Origin of the sequence: Stenotrophomonas sp. YIM B13575 (assembly GCF_042787595.1) — a bacterium.
In the GTDB taxonomy this organism is placed as follows: Bacteria; Pseudomonadota; Gammaproteobacteria; order Xanthomonadales; family Xanthomonadaceae; genus Stenotrophomonas; species Stenotrophomonas lactitubi_B.
This window is the reverse complement of record NZ_JBHZOP010000070.1, coordinates 1-18152: the sequence shown is the minus strand read 5'-3', so window position 1 is coordinate 18152 and position 18152 is coordinate 1. Positions and strand designations below refer to the sequence as shown.

General features: G+C 67.7%; 14 protein-coding genes. 9 read left to right on the top strand and 5 right to left on the bottom strand.

All coding sequences use genetic code 11. The features are described 5' to 3' along the window. The first annotated feature begins 348 nt into the window (after nucleotides 1-348). From ACFX4F_RS12775 to ACFX4F_RS12765, 3 genes are all read left to right on the top strand, one after another. Nucleotides 349-4920: a YadA-like family protein gene (locus ACFX4F_RS12775; RefSeq protein WP_380655822.1), complete on the top strand. Its 4572-nt coding sequence runs from the start codon at nucleotides 349-351 to the stop codon at nucleotides 4918-4920. Between the two features lie 62 nt (nucleotides 4921-4982). Continuing rightward, nucleotides 4983-5819: an OmpA family protein gene (locus tag ACFX4F_RS12770; protein ID WP_380655819.1), complete on the top strand. Its 837-nt coding sequence runs from the start codon at nucleotides 4983-4985 to the stop codon at nucleotides 5817-5819. A 121-nt stretch (nucleotides 5820-5940) separates the two neighbouring features. Next, nucleotides 5941-6231, top strand: a complete 291-nt coding sequence (locus tag ACFX4F_RS12765; RefSeq protein WP_380655817.1) for a DUF6959 family protein — start codon at nucleotides 5941-5943, stop codon at nucleotides 6229-6231. Between the two features lie 85 nt (nucleotides 6232-6316). Here the strand turns inward: ACFX4F_RS12765 and ACFX4F_RS12760 are convergent, their stop codons facing one another. Beyond that, nucleotides 6317-7144: a class I SAM-dependent methyltransferase gene (locus ACFX4F_RS12760; RefSeq protein ID WP_380655815.1), complete on the bottom strand. Its 828-nt coding sequence runs from the start codon at nucleotides 7142-7144 to the stop codon at nucleotides 6317-6319. Nucleotides 7145-7208: 64 nt separating this feature from the next. On the opposite strand from ACFX4F_RS12760, the gene ACFX4F_RS12755 reads away from it, so the two are divergent. Then, entirely contained in the window at nucleotides 7209-7613 is a 405-nt protein-coding gene (locus tag ACFX4F_RS12755; RefSeq protein WP_380655812.1) for a MerR family transcriptional regulator, read from the top strand. Nucleotides 7614-7656: 43 nt separating this feature from the next. Here ACFX4F_RS12755 and ACFX4F_RS12750 read toward each other — a convergent pair whose 3' ends face one another. The 3 genes from ACFX4F_RS12750 to ACFX4F_RS12740 all read right to left on the bottom strand — a co-directional run bounded on the left by ACFX4F_RS12750 (nucleotide 7657) and on the right by ACFX4F_RS12740 (nucleotide 12578). After that, the gene (locus ACFX4F_RS12750) at nucleotides 7657-8373 is read right to left on the bottom strand and encodes an MgtC/SapB family protein (protein WP_099818727.1); all 717 of its coding nucleotides are present in this window, start codon (nucleotides 8371-8373) and stop codon (nucleotides 7657-7659) included. A gap of 293 nt (nucleotides 8374-8666) precedes the next feature. Further along, nucleotides 8667-10433, bottom strand: coding sequence for a chloride channel protein (locus ACFX4F_RS12745; protein ID WP_380655810.1), 1767 nt, complete (start codon nucleotides 10431-10433; stop codon nucleotides 8667-8669). A gap of 63 nt (nucleotides 10434-10496) precedes the next feature. Next, complete coding sequence (locus ACFX4F_RS12740; protein WP_380655807.1) at nucleotides 10497-12578, bottom strand: TonB-dependent receptor family protein; 2082 nt, start codon at nucleotides 12576-12578, stop codon at nucleotides 10497-10499. Between the two features lie 131 nt (nucleotides 12579-12709). Between ACFX4F_RS12740 and ACFX4F_RS12735 the strand changes: the two genes are divergently transcribed. Then, the gene (locus ACFX4F_RS12735) at nucleotides 12710-13630 is read left to right on the top strand and encodes a M14 family metallocarboxypeptidase (protein ID WP_380655805.1); all 921 of its coding nucleotides are present in this window, start codon (nucleotides 12710-12712) and stop codon (nucleotides 13628-13630) included. 174 nt (nucleotides 13631-13804) lie between these two features. On the opposite strand, the gene ACFX4F_RS12730 is transcribed toward ACFX4F_RS12735, so the two are convergent. Next, nucleotides 13805-14656 (bottom strand): LysR family transcriptional regulator, encoded by an 852-nt coding sequence (locus tag ACFX4F_RS12730; protein WP_033831329.1) that lies wholly within the window; start codon nucleotides 14654-14656, stop codon nucleotides 13805-13807. A 163-nt stretch (nucleotides 14657-14819) separates the two neighbouring features. Here ACFX4F_RS12730 and ACFX4F_RS12725 point away from each other — a divergent pair, with 163 nt between their 5' ends. The 4 genes from ACFX4F_RS12725 to betT all read left to right on the top strand — a co-directional run bounded on the left by ACFX4F_RS12725 (nucleotide 14820) and on the right by betT (nucleotide 18122). Beyond that, nucleotides 14820-15173, top strand: a complete 354-nt coding sequence (locus tag ACFX4F_RS12725; RefSeq protein WP_380655802.1) for a DMT family transporter — start codon at nucleotides 14820-14822, stop codon at nucleotides 15171-15173. Beyond that, nucleotides 15173-15493 (top strand): multidrug efflux SMR transporter, encoded by a 321-nt coding sequence (locus tag ACFX4F_RS12720; RefSeq protein ID WP_099818723.1) that lies wholly within the window; start codon nucleotides 15173-15175, stop codon nucleotides 15491-15493. The genes ACFX4F_RS12725 and ACFX4F_RS12720 overlap by 1 nt, the downstream gene beginning before the upstream one ends. A gap of 67 nt (nucleotides 15494-15560) precedes the next feature. Beyond that, on the top strand, nucleotides 15561-15941 hold the full coding sequence (locus ACFX4F_RS12715) for a VOC family protein (protein WP_380655799.1): 381 nt from the start codon (nucleotides 15561-15563) through the stop codon (nucleotides 15939-15941). Nucleotides 15942-16142: 201 nt separating this feature from the next. Continuing rightward, complete coding sequence (gene betT, locus ACFX4F_RS12710; protein WP_099818721.1) at nucleotides 16143-18122, top strand: choline BCCT transporter BetT; 1980 nt, start codon at nucleotides 16143-16145, stop codon at nucleotides 18120-18122. The last annotated feature ends 30 nt before the right edge of the window (nucleotides 18123-18152 follow it).

The following is an 18152-nucleotide window of genomic DNA, read 5'->3' as shown; positions in this document are numbered from 1 at the left end:
GGTCCGGTTGCGGGGGCGTGAGCGCCATGGATGGCGCGACCGAGCTTACATGGACGTACTTGCAGCGTCCCCCGCAACCGGACCCACCCCGCCATCCCCCAGGAACCCAGCTTTTGCCGTTGCTGTTGCCTTTGACGTGGCCTCTGCGGGTGCCGGGCGCAGCCCGGCCAGCCCTCCCTGCCGGATTTGCATATCTGGCTGCCGAATCCGGCCGTGGATTTGCCGGAATGCGCGATTGCCCTGCCGGAATGAAGTGCTCAGCCCTCGCTGAAAGGCGCGAAATGTCAGTCACCTGCCTAACGGCAAGTCCACTGACATTCAAGTAGTCCGCCTACGGGGGAAATGCTCATGAACCGCATCTACCGGCGTGTATGGAACCGCCAGCTCAATGCTCTGGTTGTGGCCTCGGAACTGGCCACCGGCGATAGCGGTGGTGCCGCACCGCGCGACCGCCGCGCCAGCCTCCTGGTGCCCAGCACCCTGGCCCTGGCACTGCTGTGCGTGCTGGCCAGCGGACCTGCGGCGGCCACGGAGTCCAACCAATCGCTGCGCGACCTGCAGGCGCTGGCGGCCAAGTACACCCAGCCGATGCCGGTGAAGGTCGATGCCGAGGTTGCGCTGGCAGCGGCCGCACGACAGGCCCAGGCAAACCCGGCGATCAGTGCGAACGCACGCGTTGGCCTGCAGCTGAGCACGACTTCGCTGCCGGTGGTGCGCGACGTCCTGCCGGCCACCGTGCAGGTCAAGCTGGCCGCCGGCGCGACGCCGCACCAGGTGCCCGCACCGGCGCTCGGCGCCGACGTGCACGCCAACATCGGCATCGGCAACGTCGCCGCCGCCCGTGTCGATACCGCGGTCGCCGCGAACGTCGCACCGGCCGCTCAGACGCCGCTGGGTCTGTCTGCCAACGCCGCCGCAAAAGCCAATGTCGGCATCGCCGGTACGCCGGTTGCCAGCGTCGATGCCGGCACCCAGGTTGCCACCGCCGTGACTGCAACGCCGTCCGGGCTGAAGGCGGCCGTCGACGGCAAGGTCGATTCGCAGCTGGGCGTGGCCGGCAACCACATCGAAGGACAAGGCCAGGCCGGTGCCACCGCATCAGTCACACTGCCGGCCAAGGAAGAGCTGCCGGGCGACACCGATGACCGCGCGATCACCGCCGCGTTCGATACCGGCGTGGCGGGCAAGGTACGCGTGCAGGGCAAGGACGGCGAAGAACTCGTCGCTGATCGCAACCTCAAGCTGGCCGGCACCGCAACCGTCGCCGCACAGAACAGCGCGCTTGGCCTGGGCGGCCTGCTCAACGGCGTCGGCACTGCGCTGAACGGCGTTGGCAGCGCTGTCGGCAGCCTGCTCAACGGCGATCTCAACGGCACTGTCGGCAACCTGACCGGCGCCGTCGGCGGCCTGGTCGGCAATACTCTGGGCAGCCTCGGCCTGACCTCGCCGTCGGCCATTCCGCCGACCAGCCCGAAGGCGCCGGCCGCTGCCGACCCGAACGCGGGCCTGGTGATCGGCACCGGTGGCCTGGTGGGCGGTGTCACCGAACTGCTCGGCCCGACCACCGCCAGCCTGTTCGGTGGCACCGGCTACCTGTCCAACGGCAACCTCAAGCTCAGCACCGCCAACGTCATGCAGACCTATTCCACGGTCAACGTGCTCGGCCTGCCGGTGGTCAATGCCACGCCGGTCGGTACCACGCTCAATGGCCTGGGTGGCGCGGTCACCGGCGGCAGCTCGCACCTGACCCTGATCGGTGGCGTCACCTCCGACAGCTACATCTACAACATCAACAACGGCAATCCCGGTGGCTTGCTGGGCCTGCTGCTGCCCAAGGATTCGCCGGCCTGGGCGGCCAAGTGCCTGGACATTACACTGGCCGATATCTCCTGCTGGGCGGTCAACGCCGCGCAGGACTACCAGGTGCTGATGGGCGATGGCGCCTATGCCAACGGCTCCAAGGAAGTGGTGATCGGTGCCAATGCCCGCCATGAGCTGCCGAAGGTTGATGCCAACGTCGCCTTCCCGGGTGCGGGTGCCAATGATCCGAGCGATCCGACCGGCGTCCCCACTGCCGACTACGCGGCACGCATGGGCCACTCGGTGGTGGTCGGCGACAGTGCCAGCGGCACCGCCAACGGGCAGACCCTGCTCGGTGCAGAGAGCACCTCCAACCAGGCCAATTCGGTGGCGCTGGGCTACCGCTCCGCCGCACTGCGTGGTGCCCAGGCCAGCTACAGCGCCTACGGCCTGACCACCGCACAGGTGTCCGCTGGCGAGGTGTCGGTAGGCACCGCCGGTGGCGGCGAGCGGCAGATCACCAACCTCGCGGCCGGCAGCGCCAACACCGACGCGGTCAACGTGGCCCAGCTGAAGGGCGCGATCAGCCAGATCGATGCGGTCGGCGCCGCGGCGGTCACCTATGACCTGGATGGTGCAGGCGACCCCGACTACCGCCGTGTCACCCTCGGCAATGGCACCGGCACCACCACCATCGGCAATCTGGCCGCCGGTGCGGTCAATGCCACCAGCAGCGAGGCGGTCAACGGTGCGCAGCTGTTCGCCAGCAACGACACCATGGCGAAGTTCTTCGGTGGACGTGCAGCGTTCGATCCGCTCACCAGCACCTTCACCGCACCGCTGTTCGAGATCAGCAGCATCTCCACCGGTGGCGCCGTGGCCTCGGGGCTGTACGACAACGTCACCGACGCCTTCGATGCGGTGGACGGCTCGCTGGTCAACCTCAACACGCAGATCAACGACATCCGCAACACCGGCACCCGGTACCTGCGCGTGAATTCGACCGGTGCCGACGCCGTGGCCAGCGGTACCGAATCGATCGCCGTCGGTGCCGGTGCCAACGCGACCGCCGCCAACAGCATCGCGGTCGGTGCCGGCAGCCTGGCCGACCGGGCCAACAGCGTGTCGATCGGTGCCGCAGGCGCCGAACGCCAGGTCACCAACGTCGCCGCCGGTACCGCCAGCACCGATGCGGTCAACCTGGGGCAGTTGCAGGCCTCGGAAGAGGGCGCGCTGCGCTACGACCTCAACGGCGACGGCAGCGTCAACTACGGCAGCGCTACGCTGGGCCAGTCCGGCACGGCCACCACGCTGCGCAATCTTGGCCCGGGCCAGATCAGCGCGGCCAGCAGCGAAGCGATCAACGGTGCGCAGCTGTTCGCGGCCAACCAGACCGTGGCCACCCATCTCGGCGGCGGCGCTGCGGTGGATGCCAATGGCGTGGTCACTGCACCGACCTACACGCTCAACAATGTCGCCGCCAATGGCACCGTCAGCCAGGGCAGTTACAACGACGTCGGCACCGCCTTCGATGCGGTCAGCACTTCGCTGGCCAACGTTGCAGACCAGACCGATGACCTGGACAAGCGCGCCGTGAAGTACGACGTGGACGGGAGTGGCAACGTGGTCGATACCGTGACCCTCAGTGGTACCGGCGGTGCACCGGTGAAAGTCACCAATGTGGCTGCCGGCAGCATCCTGGCGGGCAGCAGCGATGCCATCACCGGCGACCAGCTGTTCAGCACCCACCAGACCGTGGCCAGCTACTTCGGTGGCAGCACCGTGTACAACGGCAGCACCGGCCTGTGGACCGCGCCGACCTTCAACATCTCCACCATCGCTACCGATGGCACCATCACCGGCAACGATTACAGCAACGTCACCGCGGCGTTCTCCGCCGTGGATGGCTCGCTGCGGGTGCTCAACCAGCGCATCAGCAACGGTGGCGGCAGCCCGTACCTGGCGGTCAACTCCACTGCCGCCGCGGCGACGGCCACCGGTGCCGAAGCACTGGCGGTCGGCCCGCAGGCCAGCGCAGCGGGCGCGGGCAGCGTGGCAGTCGGCAACGGCGCCAATGCCAGCGCAGGCAACAGTGTTGCGCTGGGTGCCGGCTCGGTGGCCAGCGTCGGCGCGCAGACCGGCTATACCGGTGCCTACGGCCAGGCCGGGGCCAGCAACTCGTCCGGCGAAGTCGCGGTGGGCAGCAGCGGCAGCGAGCGCAAGATCACCCACGTGGCCGATGGCTCCGACGACCACGACGCGACCAACGTCGGCCAGCTGAAGAACGGCGTGAACTACGCCATCGATCAGTCCAAGTCCTACACCGACCAGAAGATCCAGAACATCACCAACGTCGCCGGCAGCTTCCGGGCCAACAACAGCAACAACCTGGCCGATCCGTCTGCCAGCGGTGCCAACTCCGCCGCAGGCGGTGCCGGCTCCACCGCTGCCGGGGCCAACTCGACCGCACTGGGCAACGGTTCGCAGGCACAGGCCGACAATTCGGTGGCGCTGGGTGCAGGCTCGGTCGCCAACCGCGCCAATACCGTGTCGGTGGGGGCAGCGGGTGCCGAACGCCAGGTGGTCAACGTGGCCGATGGTTCGCAGGCAACGGACGCGGTCAACGTGCGTCAGCTGCAGGCTTCGCAGCAGGGCACGATCCGCTATGACACCACCACCAACGGCACCACCAACTACAACAGCGTGACCCTGGGCAGCACCAGCAGTGGCCCGACCACAGTGCGCAACGTCGCCGCCGGCACCGCCGGTACCGACGCGGTCAATGTCGACCAGCTGAAGTCGGGCATGGCGCAGACGCTGGACTGGTCCAAGGCCTACACCGATGAGCGCATGGGCGGCTTCGAACGCGACCTGCGCAAGACCGACAACCGTGCCTCGGCCGGTATCGCCTCGGCGATGGCAACCGCGTCGCTGCCGCAGCCCAGCGAAGCCGGCCGCAACATGGCCTCGATCGCGGCGGGCAGCTACAACGGCGAATCCGGCGTGGCCCTGGGCATCTCCGGTGTTTCCGAGGGCGGGCGCTGGATCTACAAGTTCAGTGGTTCCACCAACAGCCGCGGCGAGGCCGGTGTGGCCGTCGGTGCCGGTATCCAGTGGTGATCGCCCGCGCCGGGTCGCACTTGCGGCCCGGCGCAGCAGGCAACGTCTACAGGGGGAATGACATGAAATCGCATCGCATCGCTCGCAGTGGTCGCGTCGTCGCCACGCTGGCCCTGATCCTGGCTGCAGGGCTGCTGGTTGCCTGCCGCAGCCACGCACCGGCCGCCGACGGTCCCGCCGGCAGCACTGCCGTCACCTTCCCGGAGGCCAGCAAGGCCTCGCTGAAGGAAGGCATCTATCCCGATATCGCCGACCTGCGCCGGTTCGCGCCGGGCATGAGCAAGCGCCAGCTCTATACGTTGCTGGGCACCCCGCATTTCAATGAAGGCATGTGGGGCGTGCGCGAGTGGAACTACCTGTTCAACTTCCGCACCGCACAGGGCGCCGAATACTTCACCTGCCAGTTCCAGGTGCGCTTCGACAACAAGGGCATCGCCCAGGGCGGCTACTGGAAGCCGGAATCGTGCGCTGCCGTGCTGGATCCGCCGCGTCCGCCTGCACCGCCACCGCCGGCGCCGTTGCCGGAGCAGCCGCTGCGACTGGCTGCCGATGCGCTGTTCGGTTTCGACAGTGCGGTGCTCAGCGCCACTGGTCAGCAGGCCGTGCAGGGCGTGTTGGCGCAGGTGCGTGAGGCCAGCCAGGTGCAGTCGATCCAGGTGGTCGGCTACACCGACCGCATCGGCAGCGCCGCCTACAACCAGACACTGTCGCAGCGACGTGCCGAGGCGGTGCGCATGGCGCTGGTACAGGGCGGCGTACCCGCGGCGAGCATCAGTGCCGAAGGTCGCGGCGCGGCAGAACCGCTGGTGCAGTGCGACCAGCACAACCGGCGCGAACTGATCGCCTGCCTGGCGCCCAACCGGCGGGTGCAGATCGCTGGCGTGGCCCGGCCGCACTGAATCCCCGTGCCGGGGCGTGCCCCGGCATCCCGAGTCCCCCCTGTTCTGCCGGCAGGACGTGGAAACGTCTCCCCCGTTTTCCACGCCTGCCGGTGGGCAGGTTTCTTCCCTGGTGCACCTGATGAATGCCCAATTCCTGCCCTTGTCCATGAAGACGGAAGCCACTCTCAGCGTGTACGGCCAGCTCGGCAACCATGCGGTCGTGCGCATTCCCGGGCGCCGGCTGCCGGGCCTGATCCTGCAGGCCGACACCGTTGCCGGCTTCCTCATCCAGCTGCAGGAAGCACAGGCGTGCCTGCGCAGCGGCCGCGCGCAGCGGGCCGACGCCGAGCTGGACATGCTGGTCGACATGCTCGAGCAGTGGTACGCGCTGATCGAATCGCGCCTGGCCGATGCAGGCGAGGCGCTGTAGAGAAAAGGGGGACGGAGGGGATCAAGTCGCTCCCCGCACAGCTTGGGCATGAACGACTTGATCCCGTCCGTCCCCTTTTCTGTTGCTAGGCGCGGGCGCGGATCATCCAGCAGGCGGTCTCCACCCGCACGCGATCACCGTCGATGAACGATGCGAACGCAGCCAATGCCTGTTGCAGCAACGCATCGGCGCGTTCGGCCGGCAGCGCACGCAGGGCCAGGCCCACAGGTCCGAGCTGACCAACGTAGCTGGCCAGCGCGTCACGGGTGAGGAAACAGGTCAGGTCCAGCGGCGACACGTCCACGTCCTGCCATCCGGCGCTCTGCAGCAGCCGACGCACCCGCTCGCCATCGGCGAAGGCGAACTGTCCTGGCGCACCGGGTGCTCGCGCTGGCAGCGTCAGCTGGTCTGCAAGAGCGCGTTCGGCGGTGGTCATGAACGGATTTTCCTGCGCGCTGCGCCAGGCGATGCAGCGCAGGCCTGCGCCGGCTCGGGCGGCACGGTGCAGGTTGGCGAAGGCGGCCAGCGTGTCTTCGAAGAACATCACCCCGAACCGCGACTGGATCCAGTCGTAGCGCGCCGTTGCGAAGGCATGGCGCTGCGCATCGGCAACGATGAAGTCGATGTCGCGCCCGATCGCGGCGGCACGCTGGCGGGCGAGGGCGAGCATGGGTGCGGAGATGTCGATGCCGGAGCAGTGGGACTCAGGACGTGCTGCGGCGGCGGTCAGCGTGCTGGCGCCGGTGCCGCAGCCGATGTCGAGCAGTTCCGTGACGGCAGCCGGCAGTTCGTCGCGCAGGGCATCGGCCATCGGTTGGAACAGGCCGTCCAGCAGGGCCTGCTGCGCGACCCAGTTCTCGCCAGCGGGGCCGTTCCAGAGCGTGTTCTGATCGAGCGGGAGTGAATCAGCCATGGGCTTGCCTTGCGCGGGGAGTGCGACCATGGTGGCGCTTGAAGCCCACTTGAGGTCAAGCACGATGCGGGAACTGGATATCGGTGAGGTGGTGCGCCGCAGCGGTGTACCGGCCTCGACCCTGCGCTACTACGAGCAGCTGGGCCTGGTGCAGGTGCTGGGGCGTCGTGGCCTGCGCCGGCAATACGACCAACAGGTGCTGGAACGGCTGGCACTGATCGGCCTTGGGCAATCTGCGGGCCTGTCGCTGCAGCAGATTGGTGCGGCGATGCCACAGGGGGCCGGGCTTGCACTGGACCGCACGGCATTGCTGGACCAGGCCGATGCGTTGCAGCGGCAGATCCTTGGATTGCAGCGGGTGCAGGAACGGCTGCGGCGGGCTGCGGCCTGCCCACACGCGGAGGATGCTCGGCGCTGCGCCTCGTTCCGCAGGCTGCTGCGTGCGCAGCAGCGCGTGGCCCGTGCATGAGCAGGAGATCCACGCCACGCGTGGATGAACTGCCGACCCACGCTCAATCGCGGGTGCTGACTTCCCAGGTGGCGTGCAGCACGCCCGGCACCTGCTCCATCCGCGCCAGCACCACGTCCAGCTCGTCGGCGCTGACCGCGGTGCTGACCAGGACGGCGATCACATCGGTGGGCGCATCGGCGTGCTCGACCAGCTGCACGTCGCCGACGGGATACTGCGCTGCTTCCAGTGCATCGACCAGGCGCTCGCGCACGCGCGGCACCGCGTCGGCATCCACGCTCAGGCGCACTTCGTAGGTTGCCTCACTGGCGGCTTCGTTGATCGGGATGCGGTTGATCGCGTTCACCAGTGGCCGCAGCAGGGTATTGCCGGCAATGATCAGGACGGTCAGCAGCACGCCTTCGGCCAGCATGTCCGCGCCGGTGCAGCTGCCCACGGCCGCCGAGCACCATAGCGTCGCGGCGGTGTTCAGGCCGCGCACGTTCATGCCTTCCTTCATGATCACGCCGGCGCCGAGGAAGCCGACACCCGAGACCACGTACGAGATCACCCGCACGGCCTCGGCGCTGCCGGCGATACGCATGCCCAGATCCACGAAGGCGGCGGCGCCGACGGCCACCAGCACGTTGGTGCGCAGGCCGGCCGTGCGCTGCCGGTACTGGCGTTCGGCGCCGATCAGGGTGCCGAGCACGAACGCCGCCAGCAGGCTGACCACGGTGTCGGCAAAGGGGCCGGACTGGAAGGTTTCAATGAAGCGCATGGCCGCAGTCTACCTCCCGCAGGTGACAGTAGATCCACGCCATGCGTGGATGGGTTGGGGCGCCTGGGACATCATCCACGCATGGCGTGGATCTACTGGTCGAGGCGCAGTGGGGGCCAGGCCGCACAGTAGATCCACGCCACGCGTGGATGGGTTGGGGCGCTGGGAACATCATCCACGCATGGCGTGGATCTACTGGTCGAGGCGCAGTTGGGGCATTTCCGTGCTCCATACCCTTGCCGTGCGTGGGCGGGACGGGGGCGCCGGGAAGGTCATCCACGCATGGCGTGGATCTACTCGTCGACGCGCTCGCCCATCATTTCGCGCTGGCGCTTGTCCAGCTCCTCCGCATAGCGCTTGCGCACGAATGCTTCAGACACCACGCCCAGTACCTGGCCATCGCCGGCCACCACCGCCAGCTCGTCGGCCTGGGTCTGGTCGAACCGCTGCATCACGCTGACCACGTCCGCGCTGGCGGCAAGCGCTACGTCGCGGTTCTCGGCGAACGTACCCACCACGTCCTCGGGCTTCACGCCGTCGCCGAACAGGCGCGGGATCTGCACGATGCCGGCGTAGTGGCCTTCACTGTCGATCAGGATCACCCGGCTGCCCGAGCCCAGCGGGAAGCGCTGGCGGAAGGCGGCGGCATCGAGGTCGGCCGGGGCAGTGGCTACGCCTTTGCGCATCATCCGCCCGGCATTGAGGTTGTGCACCCAGCCGATGTCACGCGCGCTCTTGATGGTTTCCCCGCGCAGATGCATGCGCCAGGTCGAGAAGGAGTAGCCGAACCATTGCCGCACCAGGGTGCTGGACACCAGTACCGCGCTCATCACCACGCTGGTCAGCAGGAAATCGTGGGTGCCTTCCAGCACCAGCATGGCCATGGTCATCGGCGCGCCGACCACCGCCGCGGCCAGTGCGGCCATGCCCGCCAGCGCCGCCGACGTGGCGTCGACCACCGGCACGCCGGTGGCCATCGCCAGCAGCCCGGCAAACAGCGTGCCGAGCAGGGTGCCCATGAACAGCGAGGCGAAGAACAGGCCGCCGCGGAAGCCGAAACCCAGCGAGATGCCCGAGGCCAGGCATTTGAGGGTCAGCAGTCCGCCGATCCAGATCAGCGGCAGATGGGTGGTCAGGTCCAGGTGCAGTGCGCCGTGGCCGGACGACAGCACCTGCGGGCTGGCCACCGCCAGCGGAATCAGCAGCAGGCCGCCCACCACCGGCCGCCCCCACAGCGGCAACGGGCTGCGCTTGACCGTGCCCTCGATGGAGGCGATCAGGCGCATCACCACGATGCCGACCATGGCACAGCAGCAGCCGAGCAGGCCGTAGATCGCATAGTCGGCAGCGCGCACGTCGATGGTGGATGCCGCCGGCAGCAGGTAGGCTTCCACGCCGGCCTGGTCGGCAACGAAGGCGCCGGCCAGCGCGGCCACCGCCACCGGCGCCAGTGCCGCCGGCGTATAGGCACCGATGACGATCTCGAAGGCGTAGAACGCCCCGGCCAGCGGAGCGCCGAAGGCTGCGGCGATGGCACCGGCCGCACCGGCCCCGACCAGGATGCGCACGTCGTTGCGGCGCAGGCGCATCACCCGCCCCAGCTGCGAGCCGCTGCCGGCACCCATCTGTGTGTACGACGCTTCCAGTCCGACCGAGGCGCCGCAGCCGTTGGAGACCAGGGTCTGGGTCAACACGATCAGGTTGTCGCGCATCGACATGCGGCCGCCGTGCAGCGCGTTGGCTTCCACGGCATCCAGCAGCGGGCGCTTGAGGCGCGTTGCAGCCAGGCTGACCAGGCCCACCACCAGGCCGCCCAGCGGCAGTACCAGCAGCGCGGTCCAGGTCAACGTGGGCAGTGAGCTCAGGCGCATGCCCTCGTCCAGCCCATACAGCGCCGTCTGCAGGGTGCGTGCCAGCCCAGCCTGCAACAGGGTCAGGCCACCGGCGATCAGCCCGACCAGCAGGGCCAGGGCGATGAACCACAGGTCGCTGCCGCGCAGGCGCAGGCGCAGGCCCTGGAAGGCCAGATGCAGGCGCGATGGCGAAGCGGTGGAGGACATGGTGGCGGCATGATACGCCGCCACCGTGAGCGCTACCGTCACCGCATCAGGCGGTTACCGCACTCAGAAGCGGTAGCGGCCCTGCACGTAGAACGTGCGCGGTGCGGCCACCATGCGTCCGGCGTTGCCATCCACGTTGCGGGTGTACCAGCGCTTGTCGGCCAGGTTGTTCACGCCCACCGCGACCTCGCTGTCGGCCAGCCAGGGCAGCTGCCAGGCCGCCTGCGCGTTCCACAGGCGTACGCCCGGCACACGGCCCACGCGCGCATCGGCGGTTTCGTTCCAGGTGTTGGCGGCATCGGAGAACTGGCCGCTCTGGTGGGTGCTGGACACATGGAAGGTCCAGTCGGCCAGCGCATAGCGCGCGCCGATGCTGTCGGTATCCCGCGAATAGAACGGCACATCCAGGCCACGATTGTCGCCGGACTGCTGGATGGCCTTGGTCCAGGTGTAGTTCGCGTACAGCTCCAGCCCGGCCAGCGCACTGCTTTCGGCGAAGCGATATTCAATCGCGCTCTCCACGCCCTTGTGGTCGGTGGCGCCGATGTTCTGGAAGGTCGGCGGGGTGATGCCCGGCACCTGCAGGATCTGGTTGTCGAAGCGCATCTTGAACACGGTCACTTCCGCGCGCAGCGCGCCATCCTGCCAGCGCGCACCCAGCTCGGTGGTCCTGGCGATTTCCGGGTTCAGCGGATTGGTCGCGCTCTGCGAGTTGAGCTGGATGTTCTGCACCGGCCCGAACGAGGTGGTGTAGTTGCCGAACACGGTCAGCTGCGGGGTCAGCAGGTAGGCCACGTTGAGCGAGGGCAGGGCCTTGTCGTTGCGGCTGCTGAAGGTCGCGCCGCCACCGGCCTGCTGGCGGTCCATGTCGATCCACTCCATGCGCACGCCGGGGGTGATCCGCCACTGGCCGATGGCGATGCGGTCATCAACGTAGAACGAGTGCGCATCGGTAGCGTTGTCGAAGCGGGTAGTGGCGCCGGCGGCGCCGGTACGGCGGGTCACGGTGTAGCTGCGGTCGTTGCCGCGCTCGCGCAGGAAGCGGTAGCCGGCGGTGATGTCGTGCACGCTGCTGCCCCAGTGCAGGCGCTGGGTGTAGCGCGGTTCGATGCCGAGCACGCGGTAGTCGCGCGGCTGCACGGTGATCTGCGTGTTGGCGGCGTTGATCAGCGAGCTGGCGCGGTTGCTTTCGTTGTAATACGCAAGCACCTCGAACTCGCTGTTCTCCGACAGCGTGTTGGTGTAGCCCAGGTCGATGCCGGTGCGATGGCCCTTCCAGAAGTCGGTCGGCCGGGTGTTCTGGAACGGATCGGTCTCGTACTGGGCGCGGGTCAGGCCGCCCGGGGTCAGCGAACGCACGTTGTAGTACGAGAGTTTGGCGCGCAGTTCCTGCTGTGCATCGATGGCATAGGCGAACTTCAGTGCCAGGTCGTCGAAACGGTCATCGCTGCCCTGGCGCCAGCCGCGGCCGTCCTGCCCGGAATACAGCAGGGCCATGCCCAGGCCGTTGTCGGCGGTGCCGCCGAGGAACGCGTTGTACTGGGTGCTGTCGCCGCCGCCGTGGTCGTACGCGCTGTAGCGCACGCCGGCCTCGCCGTGCAGGCCGGCCGCGGTCGGAATCGCACGGGTGCTGAAGTTGATGATGCCGCCGACATTCTGCGGCCCGTAGCGCACCGCACCGCCGCCACGCACCACGTCGATCGACTCGATGTTGGCCAGGCTGGCCGGGGCGAACGACAGCTGCGGCTGCCCGTACGGCGCAACCGCCAGCGGCACGCCGTCCAGCAGTACGGTCGAGCGCGGCGAGTAGCGGCCCGTCAGGCCACGCACGCCGATGTTGAGCGACACCGAGCTGCCGGCGGTGCCGGAGTTGTCGGTGACCTGCACGCCGGGAATGCGGCGCATGGCATCGCCCAGGCTGGCGGCGCCGCTGGCCTCGATGCGCTGGCGATCAACCACGGTACGTGCGCCGGCGAAGCTCTTGACGCTGTCGTGCAGGCCGGTGCCCAGCCAGCTGCCCGATACCTGGATGCTGTCGAGCGTGGTGGCGCTGTCCTGCGCGAAGGCGCTGGCAGCCGGGATCAGGCACAGGGCGAGGGCGGCGGCCAAGGGCAGGCGGGCCGGTTGCAGGGCAGGGATGGACATCGTTGCGGGCAGTGGAAGGGCGTAAATGAGAATTATTGCTGATTCCATTCGCCATTGGAATCGGCACACGGTTCAGCGCTTTGACCCGGTGGTAAAGTGATCAATTGCCTCCTGACCCGCTGAGATCTGCCATGTCCACTGCTGCTTTCTACCCCGTCGGAACCCCTGGCCAGCCGTGGGGCGTGGCGGAACGGGAGCAGTGGCGTGCGCGCCAGCAGCGCCTGCGCCGTTACGACGAGGAAGTGCTGCCGCGCATCGATGCACTGGCCGGGCGCTTCGACAAGGTGGCCTACGGCCAGCTCGACTACGCAGGCGAGACCTATACCCTGTTCGCCCTGCGCAGCCGCGACTGGAATCCGGCACTGCCGGCCGCGCTGGTGACCGGCGGTGTGCACGGCTATGAGACCAGTGGCGTGCTGGGCGCGCTGGAATTCCTCGAAAAACACGCCGACACCTATGCCGGCAAGGCCAATCTGCTGGTCGCGCCGTGCGTGAATCCGTGGGGCTTCGAGCGCATCAACCGCTGGAACTTCGATGCGATCGACCCGAACCGCAACTTCCGCGCTGATGGCCCGGCCCGCGAATCAACGGCGCTGATCGAGCTGATCGCAACGTTGACGGGCCAGTTCGTGCTGCACATCGACCTGCACGAGACTACCGACAGCGACGAGAGCGAGTTCCGTCCCGCACTTGCCGCGCGCGACGGCAAGCCGTTCGAACCGGGCCTGATTCCCGATGGCTTCTACCTGGTGGACGACAGCGAGAATCCGCAGCCGGCGTTCCAGCAGGCCGTGGTCGCCGAAGTGGAGAAGGTCACCCATATCGCACCGGCCGACGACAAGGGCGAGATCATCGGTTCGCCGGTGGTCGCGCATGGCGTCATCGAGTACGCGCTGGTGCCGCTGGGCCTGTGCGCCGGCATCACCGGGGCGAAGTACACCACCACCACCGAGGTCTACCCGGACAGCCCGCGGGCGACGCCGCAGCAGTGCAACGACGCTCAGGTGGCGGCGGTGTGCTCGGCGCTGGATTACGCGCTAGCCAACCCGTGATCTGCTGACCTCCTGTGCATCCACGCATGGCGTGGATCTACTTCAGCGTGCAGTAGATCCACGCCATGCGTGGATGCGGTAATTCAGCGTGCAGTAGATCCACGCCATGCGTGGATGCGGTAATTCAGCGTGCAGTAGATCCACGCCATGCGTGGATGGGGCGCCGTTGATGCATCACCCCAATGCCTCGGCCCACCACAACGCCGCCGGCCCCGGCGGCGTATCGCGGCGCCACACCAGGTCGCTGTGGATGCGGCGCGGCCAGCCCGGCACGCGCAGTTCCAGCAGGCGGCCGCGGTCGTAGCGCTGCACCAGCGCACGCGGCAGCTCGGCCCAGCCGATGCCGTCCTCGGCCATCTCCATCACCATCAGGTAGTCCGACGCGGTCCACGCCGGCCCGCTGATCGGCGGCGCGTGGTCGACCTGCGCGCTCAGCCGCACCTGCCGGTGCCGGGCCAGCTGCGCCGCCGCGCGCACGCCGGCCTGCGCCAGTGGATGGTCGCTGGCCACGTACACCGCCAGTTCGCTGTGGTGGGCCAAGGGCTGGGCCACCAGCGCATCGGGGTACTGCGCCTGGCGCGGCAGCAGTCCCAGTCCGGCGCGCCCAGCATCCACCAGTTCCAGTACGTCCCGCCCTTCGGCATCCAGCCATTCCAGTTCGATCTCGGGAAATGCCTCGGCAAACCGCTGCAGCACACGTTGCGCTGGATCGAGCTGGTAGACATCGGAGAACACCACGGTCAGGCGCGGCTCCACCGGTGCCGCCAGGCGTACGCTCAACTGCTGCAGCCGCGCGTCGGCGGCAAGGATTTCCTGCGCGTGGCCCAGCACCTGCCGACCGGCGTCGGTCAGCTGTGGATAGCGGCCGCTGCGATCGAACAGGACCATGCCCAGGTCCGCCTCCAGATGGGCGATGGCGGTACTGACCGTGGACTGGGTCTTGCGCAGCCGGCGCGCGGCCGCCGAGAACGAGCCCAGCGCGGCGGCCTCGACGAAGGCCTGCAGGGATTCAGGGGAATAGGGCATTGATCCATCGCTCCTGTCGATGGAATCCATTTTGATACCACCGTAAAAGGCGATGATACTGGCCGCCGTCGCCCCTGTCTGCAGGGGGGCGTTCCGGATCATCCACGCACGGCGTGGATCTATTGATGACGGGGCGCGGTCCCCGTCCCGCAAGGAGCTTCACATGTCCCGTACTGTTCCCGCCCGTGGCGCCGTCGTCGCCTGGGCCTGCCTGACCGTGGCGATCGTCGCCGAAGTGGTCGGCACGTCCTTCATGGCCCATGCCGCCCGCGATGGCCGCTGGACCGGCTACCTGATCATGGCTGGCGCACTTGCGCTGTCCTATTACTTCCTGGCGTTGTCGGTACGCCGCATCGCCGTCGGCGTGGCCTATGCGGTGTGGGAAGGCCTCGGCCTGACCCTGCTGACCGTGGTCGGCATCAGCGTGTTCGGTGAGAGCCTGTCGCTGCAGCAGCTGGCCGGTCTGGTGCTGGCGGTGGTCGGCATCGTCTGTGTCACCCTCGGGGAGGCGCACTGATGAACATGATGGCCCTGTTTTTCGTGATCTGTTCGGCGCTGATCGATGTCGCCGCCAACATGATGGTGGCCAAGTCCGATGGCTTCCGTCGCTGGCGCTGGGGTGTCGGCGCCATCGTGCTGGTCTGGATCGCCTTCGCCCTGCTGGGCCAGGCCGTGCGCTACATGGACCTGGCCACCGCCTATGCGATGTGGGGCGCGATCGGCGTGATCGGCACGGCCACCTGTGGCCGCCTGCTGTTCGGCAACCGCCTGCGCCCGATTGGTTGGATCGGCATCGGCCTGGTCACTGTGGCGGTGTTGCTGCTCAGTACGTCTTGAACCCGGCTTGATTGCGGCGATCAGTGAGGTGGCCGACACTCGGGCTTTCCCGCAACGGAGTGCCCGCATGTTCAGTCACGTCACCGTCGGAACCAACGACATGGCGATCTCCCGCCGTTTCTACGATGCGTTGTTCACCGCCGTCGGCGGCCGCGCAGGCGTGTTCGATGACGAGGGCAAGCTGGTCTACATCAAGGATGGGCGCATGTTCATGGTCATTCCGCCCATCGATGGACAGGCGGCATGCCACGCCAACGGTGGCACCATCGGCTTTGCGCTTGCAGACCCACAGGCGGTGCATGCCTGGCAGGAAGCGGGCGTGGCCCATGGCGGTACTGCGGTGGAAGACCCGGCTGGCGTGCGGCAGAAGGCAGGGCGCCAGTTGTACCTGGCCTACCTGCGTGATCCGGACGGCAACAAGCTGTGCGCCGTGCATGTGATGGGTTGAATCGTCGGCGCTGGACGCGGTGTGTCGCAATCGGACCAGGGTGACATCGCCGCCGGACGCGCGTGCAGGGCTGCAGGCGCGCGCGTAGCACGGAATACCGGGCGATCATGCGTGCGCGGTGCCACGACTTCATCCTGTGTCCACTGCGGTTCATCCAGAATCCGCCGGCTTACTTTCTGATCGATCCGGAGATGGCTGCCCATGGAAGCACTGGAGCCTCAACATCAGCCGGTGCGAACCCTGCGGCCCGTCTTCGCCTTCGCGGCGATCGTTGTCGTTGCCTTCGCACTGTTCGTCAGCCTGTTTCCGCTCGGCGCCGGTCGCCTGCTGGTCAAGGCGCAGGACTGGGCCGCGCTCAACGTCGGCTGGTACTACCTGCTGGCGATGACCCTGTACCTGGTGTTCGTGGTCGGCGTGGCGTTGTCCAAGTACGGCGGCATCAAGCTCGGTGCCGACCATGACGAGCCGGAATTCAGCTATCTCTCCTGGGCCGGCATGCTGTTCGCTGCAGGCATCAGCATCACCCTGTTCTTCTTCTGCGTTTCCGAACCGCTGACCCACTACCTGCAGCCGCCGCAGGGTGATGGCGCAGCGGGCGAGGCCGGTGCGCGCCAGGCCATGCAGCTGCTGTTCCTGCACTGGGGCCTGCATGGCTGGGGCGTGTTCGCGCTGGCGGCAATGGCGATGGCCTATTTCGCCTATCGGCACAACCTGCCGTTGGCGCTGCGCTCGGCGCTGTATCCGCTGATCGGCAAGCGCATCAACGGCCCGATCGGCTACACCGTCGATGCCTTGGGCATCGTCGCCACGGTGTTCGGCATCGGCGCGGACATGGGCTTCGGCGTGCTGCATCTCAACGCCGGCCTGTCGCATCTGTTCAATGTGCCGCACTCCAACCTGGTGCAGATCCTGCTGGTGGTGGCGATGATGGGCGCGGCCGTCGCGGTGGCCGTGTCCGGGGTGGAGAAGGGCGTGCGCTGGATGGCCAACATCAACATGCTGCTGGCGATCGCGCTGGTGCTGTTCATGCTCTGCGCCGGCCCCACCCAGTACCTGCTCAGCACGCTGATGCAGAACCTGGGCGATTACCTGGGCAGCGTGGTGGGCAAGAGTTTCGACGTGTACGCCTATGGTGGCCGGCCGGAATGGCTGGGCGGCTGGACGGTGTTCTACTGGGCCTGGTGGATCGGCTGGGCGCCGTTCGTCGGCCTGTTCATCGCGCGCATCTCGCGCGGCCGCACCATCCGCGAATTCGTGTTCGGCGTGCTGCTGATTCCGCTGGGTTTCACCCTGGCGTGGTTGTCGATCTTCGGCAACAGCGCGCTGGACCAGGTGCTGCACCATGGCCAGCAGCAGTTGGCGCAGCTGGCGGTGGATGATCCACCGACGGTGCTGTATGCGTTGCTGGATGGCTACCCGTGGAGCAAGGCGGTGATCGGGGTGACCGTGCTGGTCAGCTTCATCTTCTTCGTGACGTCGGCCGATTCCGGAGCGGTGGTGCTGTCCACGCTGTCCTCGCATGGTGGTGCGCCGGAGGACGATGGCCCGCGCTGGCTGCGCGTGTTCTGGGGCACGGTGATCGCGGTGCTGACTGCCGGCCTGCTGCTGGCGGGCAGCATCGATGCGCTGAAATCCGCGGTGGTGCTGGCCTCGTTGCCGTTCTCGGCGGTGCTGCTGTTGATGATGTGGGGCCTGACCCGTGCCTTCAGTGACGAGTCGCACCGCAAGCGCGCGCAGCAGTTCAGGCCATCGCCGCTGATCGGCGATGATCGCCACCACCAGGGCTGGCGCCAGCGCCTGACCCAGGCCATGAACTTCCCGGTTCGCGACCAGGTGTACCGCTTCATGGACGACACGGTGAAGCCGGCGATGGAGGCGGTGGCCGAGCAGCTGGGTGAGCAGGGCTGGGACGTGCAGACGCGCTTCGAAGCGGGCGACATGGAGCTGTCGGTCAACCACGGCGAGCAGCAGGACTTCCTGTACCGGGTGATCCTCAGTGGCTACCTGACTCCGTCTTTCGCCGCGCAGCAGCTGCGCAACCAGCGCTACTACCGCGCCGAGGTACATCTGTACGAGGGCAGCCAGGATTACGACCTGGTCGGCTACAACCGCAAGCAGATCATCAACGACATCATCAGCCAGTACGAACGGCACCTGCAGTTCCTGCACCTGAGCCGTTGATGTGGTGGGTGCGGACCGTTGGTCCGCACC